This window comes from Lysinibacillus sp. NPDC093190 (assembly GCF_050280425.1).
GTDB lineage: Bacteria > Bacillota > Bacilli > Bacillales_A > Planococcaceae > Lysinibacillus.
On record NZ_JBNNVG010000001.1, the window covers coordinates 182,436 to 199,495 of the forward strand.

The following is a 17,060-nucleotide window of genomic DNA, read 5'->3' on the forward strand; positions in this document are numbered from 1 at the left end:
ACGTTGATACAGAGCGCTTTCTTGCCTTCCAAGGTTGCTTAATGCATAACGAAAGTGTTACAATATCATTTAGTCAAAAAGAGCCAAGGGGGCATTTCTATGTCAATTGAATTAAACAATGAATTCGGCCAAATTGATATTTCAACAGATGTACTTGCACAAATAGCTGGTGGCGCTGCTGTAGAATGCTACGGTATTGTTGGCATGGCATCTAAACATCAAATTCGTGATGGTCTAACTGATATTTTACGTAAAGAAAATTTTGCAAAAGGTGTTGTTATTCGAAAACAGGACGACGATTTACATATTGATATGTACATTATTGTTAGTTACGGGACAAAAATTTCGGAAGTTGCTTATCAAGTACAATCGAAAGTGAAATATACAGTGGATAAAACATTAGGTATGAGCGTAAAATCTGTCAATATTTTTGTGCAGGGCGTTCGTGTAGCGAATTAAGAGGAGGAACAAAATCGAATGCAGTCTTTAGACGGAATAAAGTTTGCAGAAATGGTGCAAATGGGTGCCCATCACCTATTCCAAAATGCAAATTATGTTGATTCATTAAATGTATTTCCAGTACCAGATGGTGATACAGGAACGAATATGAACTTATCGATGACATCTGGGGCAAAGGAAACGGAGCTTCATGCATCAGAACATATCGGCAAAACAGCTCAAGCTTTATCAAAAGGTTTACTAATGGGGGCACGTGGAAATTCTGGCGTTATTTTATCGCAGTTATTCCGTGGCTTTGGTAAGTCTATCGAAAAAGAAGCGACAATTGATGCCAAGGGCTTTGCCGGTGCCTTCCAAGCAGGCGTAGAAACTGCTTATAAAGCAGTAATGAAGCCAGTTGAAGGAACGATTTTAACGGTTGCACGTGAAGCGGCGAAAAAAGGTGTAGAAGTGGCAGAAACTGAAACCGATATCATTGCAGTGATGGAAGCATTTACTGCTGAAGCACAGGCTTCGTTGCAACGTACGCCTGAACTTCTCCCTGTTCTAAAAGAAGTCGGTGTTGTAGATAGTGGCGGTCAGGGTCTTCTATTTGTGTATGAAGGATTTTTAGCATCTTTAAAGGGCGAGCCATTACCGGTGAAAAATGAAGCAACTTTAGATGATTTAATTAATGCAGAACATCATAGAGCACAAGATTTCATGAATACTGTGGATATTGAATTTGGTTATTGTACAGAAATCATGGTACGTTTTGAAGAAGGAAAAGAGCCATTTAGCGAAGAACAATTCCGCAATGAATTAAATCCTCTAGGTGATTCTTTACTTGTTATTTCAGATGAAGAAATTGCAAAAGTGCATATTCATTCTGAACAACCAGGCGCTGTTTTAGCAATGGGTCAAAAATATGGTAGTCTTATTAAAATTAAAGTCGACAATATGCGTGAACAGCATTCTGCCATTGTTGGTGAGGATCATAAAGCTCCTTCTTCAGCTAAAAAAGTAGAAAAGCACCCATATGCAATTGTAACGATTGCAATGGGCGAGGGAGTTGCTGAATTACTTCGTTCAATTGGTGCCTCTTATGTTATTGAAGGCGGTCAAACAATGAATCCTTCAACTGAAGATATTGTAAAGGCAGTACAAGAAATTGGTGCTGAAAAAGTATTGATTTTACCAAATAACAAAAATATCGTGATGGCAGCAGAACAAGCAGTAGAGCTTTTAGATATAGAAGCGGCTGTAGTTCCGACGAAAACAATCCCTCAAGGTATGGCAGCGATTTTATCGTTTAATCCAGAGGCGGCAGTTGAAATGAACCAAGCAACAATGACAGAAGCCTTTGTAAATGTTAAAACTGGCCAAGTAACGTATGCAGTTCGAGATACATCAATTGATGGTGTGGAAATTCATAAGGACGATTTCATGGCTCTTGCTGAGGGGAAAATTGTATTATCTACTCCAGCATTAAAAGATGCTGCTGAGAAGGTCATTACTGATTTAGTGGATGAAGATGCAGAAATTGTAACAGTCATCTATGGTGAGGATACAACGAAAGAAAACGCCTCAGAATTAGTGAAATTTATTGAAGAGAATTATCCAGAGGTTGAAGTAGAGTTATTTAATGGTAAGCAAGGATTGTATCCATATATTATTTCAGTAGAATAATTTGATGCTACTTTCCATGTAAGTAGACAAAGCAGTGCACAAGCCGTGTACTGCTTTTGTTTATGGTACAAGGAGAATAGGGTATAAGAAACTATAAAATTAGCTGAAAATAAATGATTTGATGTATGTATCCAGAGGACGATAAATTTGGAAATACTGGAATGTCAGCGTTTTGAAATCATTGTGTTTACGGAGTAGACAAAAGTTAATCAATATTTCCATTATGTAAATTATAGGCGTGTAAATTTTCTGAAAGTTGATAAAGAAGTGCTTTACTTTTATAGTAACTATCAAGCATGATATAAGTAAAAAAACGATAATATTATATGGATAGAATAGAGGGGTGTTATTATGAAGTTTACTTCAGTATTTGATATTATTGGACCAGTGATGATTGGGCCTTCTTCTTCTCATACGGCAGGTGCCGCACGGATTGGACGCATTGCCAGGGATTTATTTGGGAGACAACCAAAGTGGGCGAAAATCCACTTATATGGTTCGTTTGCTGAAACGTATAAAGGACATGGAACAGATGTAGCTTTGGTAGGGGGCCTATTAAATTACGATACATTCGATGAGCGGATTAAAACAGCTTTTGCCGATGCAGAAAAGGCAGGCTTAGAATATGAGTTTATCCCAGAAACAGCAAACATGGAGCATCCGAATACAGCTCGCCTTGTAATTGGCGATGATGAAGGAGAGATGTCTGTCGTTGGTATTTCTATCGGTGGCGGTAAAATTGAAGTGAGTGAGGTTAATGGCTTCAAGCTACGTTTAACAGGTGGCATGCCAGCAATCCTTGTTGTACATGATGATCGTGCTGGCTGTATTGCCAATGTGGCAAATTGCTTAGCGATGCATGCTGTCAACATTGGACATATGGAAGTTTCTCGTATTGAACGTGGTTTAACGGCTCTTATGGTGATAGAAGTCGATCAAAACATCGAGAATAAAGTATTACAACAAATTTCTTTAATACCACATATTTCGAAGGTTTCTAAAATTAATAACTAAGGAGGTGCCCCAATATGGACGTATTGTTTCATAATGTTCGTGAACTTGTTGAACGAGCGGAGCAAGAAGGAAAACTAATTTCTGAAATTATGATTGAGCAGGAAATGTTAATTACAGGACGCACAAGACCAGAAATTATACAGCAAATGGACACTAATTTAACGGTGATGGAAGAAGCTGTTGAAAGAGGCTTAAAGGGTGTGAAATCTGTAACGGGTTTAACTGGTGGTGACGCAGTATTGCTTCAAAACTACATTGCGCAAGGCAATTCATTGTCGGGAGATTTATTATTAGATGCGGTGAGTAAAGCAGTTGCAACAAATGAGGTTAATGCGGCTATGGGTACGATTTGTGCTACCCCAACTGCAGGCTCGGCTGGGGTTGTACCAGGGACACTGTTTGCAGTGAAGAACAAGCTAAATCCGACACGTGAGCAAATGATTCGTTTTTTATTCACATCAGGTGCTTTCGGCTTCGTTGTTGCCAATAACGCTTCGATTTCAGGTGCTGCTGGTGGCTGTCAAGCGGAGGTTGGTTCAGCGGCTGGTATGGCAGCGGCAGCGATTGTAGAGATGGCTGGCGGTACAGCACAACAATGTTCAGAAGCATTTGCCATTACACTCAAAAATATGCTAGGGCTTGTTTGTGACCCGGTAGCTGGATTAGTAGAGGTTCCTTGTGTTAAGCGAAATGCTATGGGAGCGGCAAATTCACTAGTGGCAGCGGATATGGCACTTGCAGGGGTCACAAGTCGCATCCCGTGTGACGAAGTGATTGGTGCGATGTATCGCATTGGACAATCTATGAGTCCGAATTTAAAAGAAACTGCACGTGGAGGCCTTGCTGCAACACCAACAGGTAAAGCTATTAGTAAAGCCATTTTTGATAATGGCAATTTAGAAAGTATCAAGTCACTTCAAAAATAAAAATATTCAACACGCTTTCCTAAGTGGAAGGCGTGTTTTTTTGAGGTTCTACATGGTGTAGGTGAAAATGAAAGGCATAATGGTGAAATAGTTCGGGAGGGTAGTTTGGACAAAGAGAATTTTCCTAACAATATTCATTTGTTCTAGTTTATGATTTACAACAATCAATAACCCTCTTCATAATTGAATTAGGTCATTTTTTAATTGATTGTTGCTAAAATATTGGACACTCTCTAAAAAGTAACTTTCTCGCATTCATCTCACCACTTATAGAGGTAGGAGACTTTTGTAACTGTCGTTTCACTTACGTTACATAAAATATTTGTACTGTCGCCACGCTTTCGATACAATAAGCATTCTCTGAAAGAAGCTAAAATGTACACTGTATATATAAGTTGATTGTAGTGGAGGCTGGGCGACTCCTTGGGGATTAGCGATAGAGGAACGAAGGCTAAGAACATCACGTCCTGTGATAACGCCTTCGTGACCAACATCGGTGCTGCTGCCGCTTCGCTTTCGCGCAAAAAACATCTGTTGGCCCGAGACCCTGCAGCGAAGCGGATGTTTTCTGTGCGAAAGCGTAGTGCTAATGTAGCGGCAGCAACAAAGCGGCTCATCGGACGCCCCCAGGAAGCTTTGCTCTGCGCGAAAGCGAAGCGTCAGCAACAAATGTTTTATCTGTGCGAAAGCGAAGCGTCAGCAACAAAGCGCCCAGCCGGAACGGAAATCAACCACACGTTATTGTGATGAGCCTAGAATAGGTAGTATCAGCTAGAAAATGTATTAGGATGAAAAAGTGATTATTCATTCGAAATAATTAACTATTAATCAATTGAATTGCTATCTTACTGAAAATGAAAAGTTATATAATGATATTAAAATGCTTAGTATGATTTATTCAAAAGTGTTAAATGTAAACAACATTATTATGAAAGCTAAGAGTAATCGTAAGAAAGGGGAAAACTCATATGCTGAAAAATAGTATGGTTATACGAATGACTATAGGTAAAGTACTGGCGGTGAAAAAAATTGGGGGAGCTGTCGTGCAAGGTGACTGATTTAACGAGTCCCGTGACTGATTTAAAGGGAATCGGGAAAGAAACAGCAGGACATTTAGAGACGTTGGGCATCGAGACGATCGCGGATTTGTTATGGACGTTTCCGCATCGTCATGAGGATTTTCGCTTAAAGGATTTGGCACAAACACCACATAATGAACGTGTCACTGTTGAGTGTAAAGTGGAACGTGAGCCGACAGTATTGTTTTTAGGCCGCAATAAATCACGATTACAAGTCACGGTGCTGGCAGGTCGACATTTAGTTAAGGTTGTTTTTTTTAATCAAGGCTATTTGAAGCAGAAGCTTGTACCGGGAGCTATTATTACCGTTACAGGTAAATGGGACCGCGGCAGACAAGTTATCAATGGGACGTCTGTTTCGTTTGGTCCGAAAACAGATCAGGTCGACTTTGAACCTGTTTATAGTTTAAAAGGTTTGATTCCGCAAAAACGTTTTCGTAAATATATGCGACAAGTGCTAGATGAGTTTGGTACAGAGATGCCAGATGCAGTTCCACATCGTTTACAGGAAGATTATAAGCTTGCTTCAATGCGTGATGGGCTTGAGGGAATTCATTTCCCTGTTGATGCAGGACATGCAAAGCAGGCTAGAAGACGCTTTGCCTATGAAGAGTTGCTAAACTTTCAACTACGTATACAAGCGTTACGTAAAATTCGCAAGGACAGTGAGCGCGGTACTGTTATACAGTTTGATTTGCAAAAGTTGCGTGCCTTTATTGCATCGTTACCATATGAATTAACAGGTGCACAAAAACGCGTCGTCAATGAAATTTGCAAAGATTTGAAAGAGCCACATCGTATGAACCGCTTACTTCAAGGTGATGTTGGGTCGGGGAAAACTGTTGTTGCGGCAATATGTTTATATGCGGCTGTAACTGCTGGTTTTCAAGGGGCGTTAATGGCGCCGACAGAAATTTTAGCTGAGCAGCATGCTGAAAATTTACAGGAATGGTTTGAGCCATTTGGTGTACGTGTAGCTTTACTATCAGGATCGACGAAAGCAAAGGAACGTCGTTTACTTTTAGAAAAACTGGCAAACGGAGACGTAGATATTTTAATTGGTACACATGCGCTAATTCAGCCTGATGTCGTTTTTTGCAAGCTTGGTTTTGTTATAACGGATGAACAGCATCGTTTTGGTGTAGAGCAGCGTAGAATATTGCGTGATAAAGGAGAAAATCCAGATGTGCTCTTTATGACGGCGACACCAATACCGCGTACACTCGCGATTACAGCGTTCGGAGAAATGGATGTTTCGATGATAGATGAAATGCCAGCAGGGCGTAAGCAAATTGAAACACATTGGATGAAAAAAGAGCAATTTGGCTCTGCTATGTCAAAACTAGAATTAGAGCTTGCTGCTGGTAGACAGGCTTATGCTATATGTCCACTAATTGAGGAATCAGACAAGCTGGATGTACAAAATGCAGTAGAAATCTATGAGCAGCTTGCAGCATATTTTAATGGGCGTTACAATGTCGGATTAATGCATGGTCGCCTATCCGCGGATGAAAAAGACGCTGTCATGCGAGCCTTTAGTGAGGGAACTATTCATGTGCTCGTGTCTACAACTGTTGTTGAGGTTGGGGTTAACGTACCGAATGCAACTTTTATGATTATTTATGACGCTGAACGCTTCGGCTTAGCTCAGTTGCATCAGCTACGTGGGCGTGTTGGACGTGGTGAACATCAGTCATATTGTGTGTTGCTAGCCGATCCAAAATCCGATGAAGGTAAAGAGCGAATGCAGTCGATGACGGAAACGAATGATGGCTTCCGCCTAGCTGAAAAGGATTTGGAACTACGTGGTCCAGGTGATTTCTTTGGGCGTAAACAAAGTGGTTTGCCTGATTTTAAAGTAGCGGATTTAGTGCACGATTATCGCATACTAGAGACTGCGAGAAAAGATGCAACGGATATGCTTAAGACGGATGCTTTTTGGCATGATGATGAGTACAAATATTTACGTGAAATGCTTGAAAATTCAGGTGTTTTACAAGGGGACCGCTTCGATTAATTGAATATTTGTTGCTCAATCAAGAATGTAGGCACTTGTTTTTAAAACAAGTCTTGCATTCTTTTTTTATACTATATATACTGATATTAGTACCAAGTGCTAATAACAACTAAAAAAGGTGGCGAATGATGTTGAGACGAACGAAAAAAGAGCGACAGCGACTATTATCCGAAACGATAGCTGATAATCCATTCGTCACAGATGAACAGCTAGCAACACAGTTTCAGGTTAGTGTCCAAACAATTCGTTTAGATCGTATGGAATTAGCGATTCCAGAATTACGAGAACGAATTAAAGATGTTGCTTCGAAAACTTATGAAAATGAAGTGAAATCACTACCGATTGATGAAGTAATCGGAGAAATAATTGATATTGAATTGGATAATCGTGCATTATCTATTTTTGACGTAAAAGAAGAACATGTTTTTCAGCGCAATGGCATCGCACGTGGACATCATTTGTTTGCGCAGGCAAACTCATTAGCGGTAGCAGTTATTGACGACGAACTAGCATTAACAGTACATTCTAACATTACCTTTGTGAAACCTGTTAGAGCTGGAGATCGTGTTATTACAAAAGCAATCGTTATCGGACGTGATGAAAAAAGTCATCGTACAAAAGTAGAGTTAACGTCCACTGTTAACGGTGAAACAGTTTTTGTTGGTGAATTTGATATGTACCGCACGAAAGGTAAAGGTGAACAACAATGAAATTAGCGCTTGATGGAATGGGTGGAGACAACGCACCAAAATCAGTTATTGAAGGTGCTTTATTAGCATTAGAGCAAATCCCAAATTTAGAAATTCAATTATATGGTCAGCAGCAAAAGCTTGAACCATTTTTAAAAATACATGATCGATTAACTGTAGTACATTGTGATGAGGCTGTGGAAGGAACAGACGATCCAGCACGCGCTGTTCGTCGTAAAAAGGATTCATCCATGGCACGCATGATGGATGCAGTTGAAGAAGGAAAGGCGGATGCTTGTCTTTCAGCAGGTAATACAGGTGCTTTAATGGCAGGAGGCTTATTTAAAGTAGGACGTATTGAAGGAATTGCTAGACCTGCTTTAGCCACTACACTGCCTACTTTAGATGGTAAGGGCTTTTTAATGCTTGATTTAGGGGCAAATGCAGACGCGCGACCTGAGCATTTATTGCAATATGCGATTATGGGTGATATTTATGCGAAAAAGGTAGGCGGTTTACAAAAGCCACGTATCGGCTTGTTAAATATCGGTACTGAGGATAAAAAAGGAAATGAATTAACGAAGGCAGCTTTCGGATTATTAAAAGAAGCGGATTTAAACTTTGTCGGTAACGTTGAAGCTCGAGATTTACTTGAAGGGGTAGCGGACGTTGTCGTAACAGATGGGTTTACAGGTAATATGGTGCTGAAATCGATAGAAGGTACTGCTGGTGCGTTATTTTCAATGCTAAAAGAGGCGTTTATGTCTTCAACAAAAACGAAAATTTCGGCAGCGCTTATGAAAAACAATTTGCGTGACCTAAAAAATAAAATGGACTACACAGAGTACGGTGGTGCAGGCTTGTTTGGTTTACAAGCACCTGTGATTAAGGCACATGGCTCATCCAATGCCAAAGCAATATACAGTGCAATTCGCCAAGCAAATACGATGGTTGAGCATACAGTCATCTCGACGATTACAGATACAGTACGTCACTTAGAAATTGATTGAAAAGGGGATTAATAAAAAATGACGAAAATAGCATTTATTTTTCCAGGTCAAGGTTCTCAAGTAGTTGGAATGGGGCAAGAGTTTATCGAGAATGCGGCAGTAAGTAAAGCATTTTATGAACGTGCAAATCAAGCACTTGGCTTTGAGCTATCTAAGCTTATGTTAGAGGGGCCATCTGAGGAGCTAACATTGACTTACCATGCACAGCCGGCACTCTTAACTACTGGTGTGATGGTTGCAGAAAAATTACGTGCAGCAGGTATTACGCCGAATTATGCAGCTGGACATTCACTTGGAGAATACGGTGCATTAGTAATCGCTGGTGTGCTATCGTTCGAGGAAGCAGTTTCTGTTGTGCATAAGCGTGGGCTTTATATGAATGAAGCTGTACCTGCAGGGCAAGGTGCTATGGCAGCTATTCTAGGGATGGAGCTTGAGGCACTGCATGAAGTAACTGAAAAAGTATCTGCAGCAGGTGAACCAGTTCAGGTAGCGAATATAAACTGTCCAGGGCAAATCGTTATTTCTGGTACAAAAGAAGGCGTTGAAAAGGCTTCTTTAGCGGCAAAGGAAACTGGTGCAAAACGAGCAATTCCTTTAGTTGTTAGTGGTCCATTCCATTCAGAGTTAATGCGACCATCATCTGAAAAATTAAAAGAAGCGTTGGCTGATTTATCATTATCAGCTCCACAAATCCCTGTAATCGGCAATGTAATGGCGAAAGAATTAGAGGATGTTTCAGCTATTCAACATGAGTTAGTAGAACAAGTATATAGCGCCGTGCAATGGGAGGCATCTGTGCGTGAAATGATTGCACAAGGTGTGGATGTCTTTATTGAGTGTGGCCCAGGCAAAGTATTAAGTGGATTAGTGAAAAAAATCGATCGATCTGTTACGACTTACTGTGTTTATGATGAGGCATCATTGGAGGCTGTACTAGAAGCGGCGAAGGAGTGGACGATTAATGCGTAAATTAGAAGGTAAAGTAGCGGTTGTAACTGGTGCTTCACGAGGAATAGGGCGATCTATTGCCTTAAAGCTTGCTGATGAGGGTGCTAAAGTTGTCGTAAACTACAGCGGGTCACAGGCGAAGGCAGAAGAAGTTGTCGCGACGATTCAAGAGAATGGCGGCGAGGCTATAGCCGTACAAGCGAGTGTTTCCAAAACAGAGGAAGTTACAGCATTAATGGATGCAGCGGTGAAAACATTCGGCTCGCTTGATATTTTAGTTAATAATGCGGGTATTACGCGTGATAACTTGTTAATGCGTATGAAAGAAGATGAATGGGATGATGTGCTAGATACGAACCTAAAAGGTGTTTTCCTTTGTACGAAAGCAGTAACACGTCAAATGATGAAGCAACGTGCAGGCCGTATCATCAATATTTCATCGATTGTCGGTGTAGCTGGTAATGCAGGGCAAGCTAATTACGTAGCTGCAAAAGCAGGGGTTATTGGGCTAACTAAAACTACTGCAAAGGAATTAGCATCACGTAATATTTTAGTAAATGCGATTGCACCAGGCTTTATAGAAACTGAAATGACTGAACAACTACCAGAAGATCTAAAGCAAGGCATGCTTACGCAAATTCCTCTAGCAAAACTTGGGCAGCCTGAGGATATCGCAAAGGCAGTAGCTTTTCTAGCTTCAGATGATGCTAACTATATGACAGGTCAAACGTTACATATAGATGGCGGCATGATAATGTAATTTCAATTAGTCATAGATAATGATTTTTTGTATAATCATTTGAGGGGAGGTGAATGTTTTGTCTACAGTATTAGAACGCGTAACAAAAGTAATCGTGGACCGTTTAGGTGTTGAAGAAAGTGAAGTTACTCTAGAAGCTTCTTTCCGTGATGATTTAGGTGCTGACTCATTAGACGTAGTTGAGCTTGTAATGGAGCTTGAAGACGAATTCGATATGGAAATTTCTGATGAAGATGCTGAAAAAATCTCAACAGTTGGTTCTGCAATTTCATACATCGAAAGTAAATTAAACTAATTCGTTTAACTTTATTTAGCATAGATGAATCACCTCTACTGGTGCTGACATGAATGCGGTCATTATACAATAAGTGTTTATGATTGAATAAAGTTAAAGCCTTTGGCGGAATTACTCCTGCTTTTCTTAAGTGTGAGGAGTAGATATTATGCTGAGGTGTGTTTAAAAAGGGGACGCAATGGTTCGTTTAACGAACTGTGAACGTCTCCTTTTTGATTTTGCAAAATAAAAATTTCCAAAACATTGTATTTAAGCCGAAATACTTTTGCATAAATGCCTTGAAAAAGGTACACTTAAACGGTAGAAACTATTAGGAAGGCAGATTGTTCAATGGCTATGAAAAGAAAAGGAACTATGCAGAAATCTGGCGTGCTTCCTGAAAAAGTACGCAATCAATTCGAGCTTTTACAGCATGAATTAAATATCACATTTAGTAATAAAAATTTATTGTATCAAGCATTCACGCATTCATCTTATGTGAATGAGCATCGCCGTAAACTGTTTACGGATAATGAGCGTCTTGAATTTTTAGGAGACGCAGTACTTGAACTGTCTGTTTCTAAATATCTTTTTGAGAAATACCCTCATATGAGTGAGGGTGAGCTGACGAAGCTACGAGCATCCATAGTATGTGAGCCGTCACTTGTTATCTTTGCAAATGAATTAGGTTTTGGTCGCTTTGTATTACTTGGAAAAGGTGAGGAATTAACAGGTGGACGGGAACGCCCAGCACTACTTGCAGATGTATTTGAGTCATTTGTAGGTGCCCTTTATTTAGATCAAGGCTTACAAACGGTTGTGTGTTTTTTAGAACGAATCGTATTCCCGAAAGTAGAAATCGGTGCTTTTTCGCATGTGATGGATTTTAAAAGCCAATTGCAAGAAATGGTACAGCAAGCAAATAACGGCCTTCTTTATTATGAAATTATTGATGAAAAGGGTCCTGCACATAACCGTACCTTTGTATCGAGCGTACTATTAAATGGACAGGAGCTTGGTATTGGTCGTGGGAAATCAAAAAAAGAAGCCGAGCAGCAAGCTGCGCAATGTGCAATGCGTTCAATGCGTGAGCAAACTGCAAAAGAGGAGGCTTAATAGATGTTCCTAAAACGACTCGAAGTGATTGGCTTTAAATCTTTTGCGGAGCGCATTGGAATTGATTTTGTACCCGGTGTTACAGCAGTGGTTGGACCAAATGGCAGTGGAAAAAGTAATGTCATTGATGCCATTCGTTGGGTACTTGGGGAGCAATCGGCAAAGTCGTTACGTGGGGCAAAGATGGAAGATGTTATTTTTGCTGGCAGTGACTCACGTAAGCCACTAAACTTTGCAGAGGTAACATTAATTTTAGATAACACTGATGAACAGCTTGCTTTTTCATATACAGAAGTTAGTGTAACAAGACGCGTATACCGTTCAGGTGATAGTGAATATTTACTAAATAACCAGCAGTGTCGCCTGAAGGATATTACGGACTTGTTTATGGACTCAGGACTTGGGAAAGAGGCCTTCTCTATTATTTCACAAGGCCGTGTCGATGAAATTTTAAATAGCCGACCTGATGACCGTCGCTCAATTTTTGAAGAAGCAGCTGGCGTGTTAAAGTATAAACTAAGAAAGAAAAAGGCAGAGCATAAACTTGTTGAAACAGATGAAAATTTGTATCGTGTTTTAGATATTTTACATGAGCTAGACAGTCGTCTGGAGCCGTTAGAAATTCAGGCATCAAGTGCAAGAGATTATGTGCAAATGTCAACAGAGTTAAAGGATTTTGATATCGCTATCCTTGTGCACGATTTAAAAAATTGTGCACAATCTTTGCATGCTCTGAAAACTGAGTATACGGAGCTATATGAAACGGAGCAAAAACAAGCTCATCATATTTCTTCGATAGAAAAGCAAACTGCAAGTATTCGGAAGCTTTTAAAAGAGCTAGATGACTTTTTAGATACAACTCAGGCTGAGTTTGTTAATGCAACGATGGAGGTAGAGCGTTGGGATGGTCGTAAAGCGTTAATGGCTGAAAAGCGACAAAATGCATCTAATCAACTACTTCAATTGAATACGGCATTACAAGAAGCAAAAGGTGAGGTTGAGGCTCTTATAGCTCAAGAGCAAGAGAAAAAAGAATTGTTCACTGAAAAACAGCAAGAAGTATCAGAGCTGAAACAAAGTATTAAGCAATTAGAACAATCTTTAAATCGCTCAGTTTCTGAGATTGAACAAGAAATTGAAGAACAAAAAAACCGATATATCGACTCCTTAAATGAAGAAGCAACAGTTAAAAATGAATTAAAAAATATTGAACAACAGTTAGCACAGCAAAAAGCGATGGCGACAAGAATGTCAGATCAAACTGATGAAATCGGGCAAGAGCTTGCGCAAATTCTAGCTGAAAAAGAGAAGCTAGTTGTTGCTCATACTACAACATCTAACGAATTGCAGAGAAAACTTGAGCAATATGAAGCATTGCAAATACAGCTGAAGAACGTCAATGCATCGTTTAATGAAAAGCAAGATATGCTTTATAAAGCTTATCAGCATCAGCAGCAACTAAAAGCTAGAAAAGATACGCTAGCTGAGCTTGATGCGGATTTCTCAGGCTTTTTCCATGGAGTAAAAGAAGTATTATTAGCACGTGATAAAGGGGAATTAGCTGGGATTGAAGGAGCCGTTGCTGAGTTAATTCAAGTGGATGGGAAATATTCTCAGGCTATTGAAACAGCATTAGGGGCAGCCTCTCAGCATATAGTGACAACTGATGAGCGATATGCTCAACAGGCAATTCAGTGGTTAAAACAAAAGAGAGCTGGACGGGCAACATTTTTACCTAAAACAGTTATCAAGTCACGGAAAATTAATCTATCTACAGTTCAGCTAGCTACTGAGCACCCGGCATTTGTCAAAATGGCTGATGCACTTGTAACGTTCGATGAAGACAACCGCACAATTGTCGAGAACCTTCTTGGCAATGTCATCGTTGCATCAAGTTTAGAAGGTGCAAGCCAAATTGCCCGATTATGTGGGTTTAGATATCGTGTTGTAACACTTGAAGGTGATATCGTCAATGCAGGCGGTTCATTAACTGGTGGTGCAATGAAACAACAATCTTCACTCTTTACAAGAAAAGCGGAATTAGATGGTTTAATAGTAAAGCTAGAGTCATTAGAGGTGTCTATTTATAGTGCTGAACAGGCTGTCTCAACTGAAAAAGAGAAGCTTGCAACATTGCGAGACAAAGTAGAGCAATTGAAGCTTGACAGTGAGCAACTACGAAAAGATGAAATGCAACAGGCGAGTAGTATACGCGAGCTAGAGGTTGGCGAGAAAAGCTTATCTGCACGAGTATCTTTTGCTTCTAATGAAACACAAGATGTAAAAACACGCGAAGAAGCATTGTTAGCTCAAAAGGAAGCGGCTACGGAGCGATTAACGGCATTAGCAACAGAACTGATAGAGATAAATGAAACAGTGGAACAACTTAGTAAGGTGAAGCTACAAAGTGAATCGGAGAAAGATGTACTTCGTGAGCAGTCAGCAGAAAAACGTTCGCAGTTAGCGGTAATACAAGAGCAAATGTCACAAGTACAAATTGCTACAGCAGAGTTAGCCCTACAATTAAACAAAGCTCGTCAAAAAGTTGATAATATTTCTCAGGAAATAATCTGGCTTCAATCGGATGAATCGACAAAACTTTTAAGCGATGAAGAAGTGGCTGAGCAGGTTGCTACGTGGAAAGCGAGAAGAGATTCGCTGCAAGACACGATTTCACAGAAAAAAGATGGAAAAATAGCACAACAACAAGAGCTTACTACTTTAGAAGAACAGCTGAAGGAATTGCAACGTACACATAAAGGCTACCTTGAAGCGATACGTGCAAATGAATTGAAGCGAAGTCGCGTAGAATTTGAAATCAATAATTTCAATGAACAGCTAGAAGAAAACTATCAGCTAACATTTGAGGAAGCTGAGGAGCTTGCCCCTGCAATTGAAGATGAAGAGCATATGCGACGTCGAGTGAAATTACTGAAGAAATCTATAGAGGAGCTAGGTCCTGTCAATTTGAGCGCCATTGAGGAATACGATCGGGTACTTGAACGCCATTCATTTTTAACAGAGCAGCGTGAGGATTTACTTGCTGCACAGGAAACATTACATGAGGCTATTAAAGAAATGGATGAAGAAATGTCGCTGCGATTTAGCGAAACCTTCTATGCCATTCGAGAGCAATTTAAACGTGTATTCCGTGAGTTGTTTGGTGGAGGACAGGCAGATCTAGTGTTATTAGATCCTCAAAACCTGCTAGAAACAGGTATAGAAATTGTAGCACAACCACCAGGTAAAAAATTACAAAATCTAAGCTTGCTTTCAGGTGGTGAACGTGCACTAACTGCAATCGCTTTATTATTCTCCATCCTAAATATTCGACCTGTGCCATTTTGTATTCTCGATGAGGTAGAGGCGGCTTTAGACGAGGCAAATGTTGTTCGTTATAGCCAATATTTGAAGAAATTTAGCCATGACACGCAATTTATTGTGATCACACATCGTAAAGGCACGATGGAGGGAGCGGATGTGTTGTATGGTATTACAATGCAGGAATCTGGTGTTTCTAAACTTGTATCAGTAAAATTAGAAGATGAACCCGTACTTGCGGAGCAAAGGAGCGAACAAGCATGAGTTTTTTTAAACGTTTAAAAGATAAATTGATGGGCAATGAGGATGAAAAAGTAGTAGCGATCAATGAAGAAGAAGCTGCTGAACAGAAGCAAGACGAAGCCCAAGACGAAGCAACAGAGCCTGCTCAAATTGGAGAAACTGTAGATGAAATAGAAAAAGTTGAGGAAGTTTCTGTAACGGAAAGCTCAATTGAAACAGAAATTCCTGTAGCAATTGAAGATCAAGAGCAACAAGAAGTACAAGAGGTCGCAATAGTGGAAGAACCTGTAGGGGAGAAAAAACCTTCTGCATGGTCTATTACACAAAAGTTCAAGGCTGGACTTGAAAAAACGCGTAATTCATTTACTTCTAAAGTAAACGATTTAGTTGCGCGTTATCGAAAAGTGGACGAAGATTTCTTTGAAGAATTAGAAGACTTATTATTACAGGCAGACGTTGGCTTTGAAACAGTAATGGAGCTAATGGACAAATTACGCTTCGAGGTTCAGCGTAAAAATATCAAAGATACAAACGGTATTCAAGCGCTTATTTCTGAAAAACTTGTGGAAATTTATGAGCAAGGAGAAGCGGATTTAATTGAGCTTAATATGCAACCTAAAGGTGAACTTACTGTAATTCTATTCGTCGGGGTAAACGGTGTTGGGAAAACGACAACAATCGGTAAACTTGCCCATCGTTTAAAATCACAAGGTAAAACGGTTGTTTTAGCGGCAGGTGATACTTTCCGTGCTGGTGCCATCGATCAATTACAAGTTTGGGGAGACCGCGTAGGCTGTGAAGTGATAAAACAATCGGAAGGCTCAGATCCAGCGGCAGTTATGTATGATGCAATTCGTGCGGCGAAAAACCGTAATGCAGATGTGTTAATTTGTGATACAGCAGGGCGCCTACAAAACAAAGTAAACTTAATGAATGAACTTGAAAAAGTTCATCGAGTAATCTCTCGAGAGGTACCGAATGCTCCGCATGAAGTACTATTAGCTTTAGATGCAACAACAGGTCAAAATGCACTTGTTCAAGCACAAACATTTAAGGAAGCTACAAATGTAACAGGGATCGTTTTAACAAAGCTTGACGGCACTGCAAAAGGTGGTATTGTTCTTGCTATTCGTAATAAATTACACATTCCTGTGAAGTTTGTTGGTCTTGGTGAAAAAATGGATGACTTACAGCCATTTGATGCAGAGCGCTATGTGTATGGTTTATTTGCGGATGGTTTAGATAAAGAATTACAAAATAGTGAGGATTAGGTTCATCACCAAAAGTTGTGGATGACTTTTGTTAAAACGTATACAATGTAAATAAGTTGATTGGAGTGGAGGCTGGGCGACTCCTTGGGAATTAGTGATAGAGGAACGAAGGCTAAAAGCATCACATCCTGTGATAACGCCTTCGTGACCAACATCGGTGCTGTTGCTGTCACTTCGTTGCACTACGCTTTCGCACAGAATGAAACCCTTTTGCTGCCGTTTCGCTTTCGCGCAAAAAACATCTGTTGGTCCGTGACCCTGG

General features: G+C 40.1%; 14 protein-coding genes. All 14 read left to right on the plus strand.

Going from position 1 to position 17,060, the window contains the following annotated elements:
- Positions 1-99: 99 nt before the first annotated feature.
- The gene (locus ACQKOF_RS00855) at positions 100-459 is read left to right on the plus strand and encodes an Asp23/Gls24 family envelope stress response protein (protein ID WP_053483333.1); all 360 of its coding nucleotides are present in this window, start codon (positions 100-102) and stop codon (positions 457-459) included.
- An 18-nt stretch (positions 460-477) separates the two neighbouring features.
- Positions 478-2,127 (plus strand): DAK2 domain-containing protein, encoded by a 1,650-nt coding sequence (locus ACQKOF_RS00860; RefSeq protein ID WP_427552770.1) that lies wholly within the window; start codon positions 478-480, stop codon positions 2,125-2,127.
- A gap of 351 nt (positions 2,128-2,478) precedes the next feature.
- Positions 2,479-3,141 carry an L-serine ammonia-lyase, iron-sulfur-dependent subunit beta gene (gene sdaAB / locus ACQKOF_RS00865; RefSeq protein ID WP_427552772.1) on the plus strand — a complete coding sequence of 221 codons (663 nt, stop codon included), beginning with the start codon at positions 2,479-2,481 and terminating at the stop codon, positions 3,139-3,141.
- Positions 3,142-3,155: 14 nt separating this feature from the next.
- Positions 3,156-4,067: an L-serine ammonia-lyase, iron-sulfur-dependent, subunit alpha gene (gene sdaAA, locus ACQKOF_RS00870; RefSeq protein ID WP_427552774.1), complete on the plus strand. Its 912-nt coding sequence runs from the start codon at positions 3,156-3,158 to the stop codon at positions 4,065-4,067.
- A gap of 423 nt (positions 4,068-4,490) precedes the next feature.
- Positions 4,491-4,814, plus strand: a complete 324-nt coding sequence (locus ACQKOF_RS00875) for a hypothetical protein (protein ID WP_427552776.1) — start codon at positions 4,491-4,493, stop codon at positions 4,812-4,814.
- 303 nt (positions 4,815-5,117) lie between these two features.
- Positions 5,118-7,163: an ATP-dependent DNA helicase RecG gene (recG, locus tag ACQKOF_RS00880; RefSeq protein WP_427552778.1), complete on the plus strand. Its 2,046-nt coding sequence runs from the start codon at positions 5,118-5,120 to the stop codon at positions 7,161-7,163.
- A gap of 131 nt (positions 7,164-7,294) precedes the next feature.
- On the plus strand, positions 7,295-7,873 hold the full coding sequence (gene fapR / locus ACQKOF_RS00885) for a transcription factor FapR (protein ID WP_049668746.1): 579 nt from the start codon (positions 7,295-7,297) through the stop codon (positions 7,871-7,873).
- A complete protein-coding gene (gene plsX, locus ACQKOF_RS00890; RefSeq protein WP_427552780.1) occupies positions 7,870-8,862 on the plus strand; it encodes a phosphate acyltransferase PlsX in 993 nt (330 codons plus the stop codon). The genes fapR and plsX overlap by 4 nt, the downstream gene beginning before the upstream one ends.
- 18 nt (positions 8,863-8,880) lie before the next feature.
- On the plus strand, positions 8,881-9,834 hold the full coding sequence (gene fabD / locus ACQKOF_RS00895; RefSeq protein WP_427552782.1) for an ACP S-malonyltransferase: 954 nt from the start codon (positions 8,881-8,883) through the stop codon (positions 9,832-9,834).
- Positions 9,827-10,573: a 3-oxoacyl-[acyl-carrier-protein] reductase gene (fabG, locus tag ACQKOF_RS00900; protein ID WP_427552784.1), complete on the plus strand. Its 747-nt coding sequence runs from the start codon at positions 9,827-9,829 to the stop codon at positions 10,571-10,573. The genes fabD and fabG overlap by 8 nt, the downstream gene beginning before the upstream one ends.
- 58 nt (positions 10,574-10,631) lie before the next feature.
- Positions 10,632-10,868 (plus strand): acyl carrier protein, encoded by a 237-nt coding sequence (acpP, locus tag ACQKOF_RS00905; protein ID WP_036124798.1) that lies wholly within the window; start codon positions 10,632-10,634, stop codon positions 10,866-10,868.
- 330 nt (positions 10,869-11,198) lie between these two features.
- A complete protein-coding gene (rnc, locus tag ACQKOF_RS00910) occupies positions 11,199-11,963 on the plus strand; it encodes a ribonuclease III (protein WP_427552786.1) in 765 nt (254 codons plus the stop codon).
- 3 nt (positions 11,964-11,966) lie between these two features.
- Positions 11,967-15,548, plus strand: coding sequence for a chromosome segregation protein SMC (gene smc / locus ACQKOF_RS00915; protein ID WP_427552788.1), 3,582 nt, complete (start codon positions 11,967-11,969; stop codon positions 15,546-15,548).
- The gene (ftsY, locus tag ACQKOF_RS00920) at positions 15,545-16,798 is read left to right on the plus strand and encodes a signal recognition particle-docking protein FtsY (protein WP_427552790.1); all 1,254 of its coding nucleotides are present in this window, start codon (positions 15,545-15,547) and stop codon (positions 16,796-16,798) included. The genes smc and ftsY overlap by 4 nt, the downstream gene beginning before the upstream one ends.
- Positions 16,799-17,060 lie beyond the last annotated feature (262 nt).

Coding starts and splice junctions, on each gene's coding strand:
- ACQKOF_RS00855 (WP_053483333.1), top strand. CDS start 100: ATGTCAATTGAATTAAACAATGAATTCGGCCAAATTGATATTTCAACA.
- ACQKOF_RS00860 (WP_427552770.1), top strand. CDS start 478: ATGCAGTCTTTAGACGGAATAAAGTTTGCAGAAATGGTGCAAATGGGT.
- sdaAB (WP_427552772.1), top strand. CDS start 2,479: ATGAAGTTTACTTCAGTATTTGATATTATTGGACCAGTGATGATTGGG.
- sdaAA (WP_427552774.1), top strand. CDS start 3,156: ATGGACGTATTGTTTCATAATGTTCGTGAACTTGTTGAACGAGCGGAG.
- plsX (WP_427552780.1), top strand. CDS start 7,870: ATGAAATTAGCGCTTGATGGAATGGGTGGAGACAACGCACCAAAATCA.
- fabD (WP_427552782.1), top strand. CDS start 8,881: ATGACGAAAATAGCATTTATTTTTCCAGGTCAAGGTTCTCAAGTAGTT.
- fabG (WP_427552784.1), top strand. CDS start 9,827: ATGCGTAAATTAGAAGGTAAAGTAGCGGTTGTAACTGGTGCTTCACGA.
- rnc (WP_427552786.1), top strand. CDS start 11,199: ATGGCTATGAAAAGAAAAGGAACTATGCAGAAATCTGGCGTGCTTCCT.
- smc (WP_427552788.1), top strand. CDS start 11,967: ATGTTCCTAAAACGACTCGAAGTGATTGGCTTTAAATCTTTTGCGGAG.
- ftsY (WP_427552790.1), top strand. CDS start 15,545: ATGAGTTTTTTTAAACGTTTAAAAGATAAATTGATGGGCAATGAGGAT.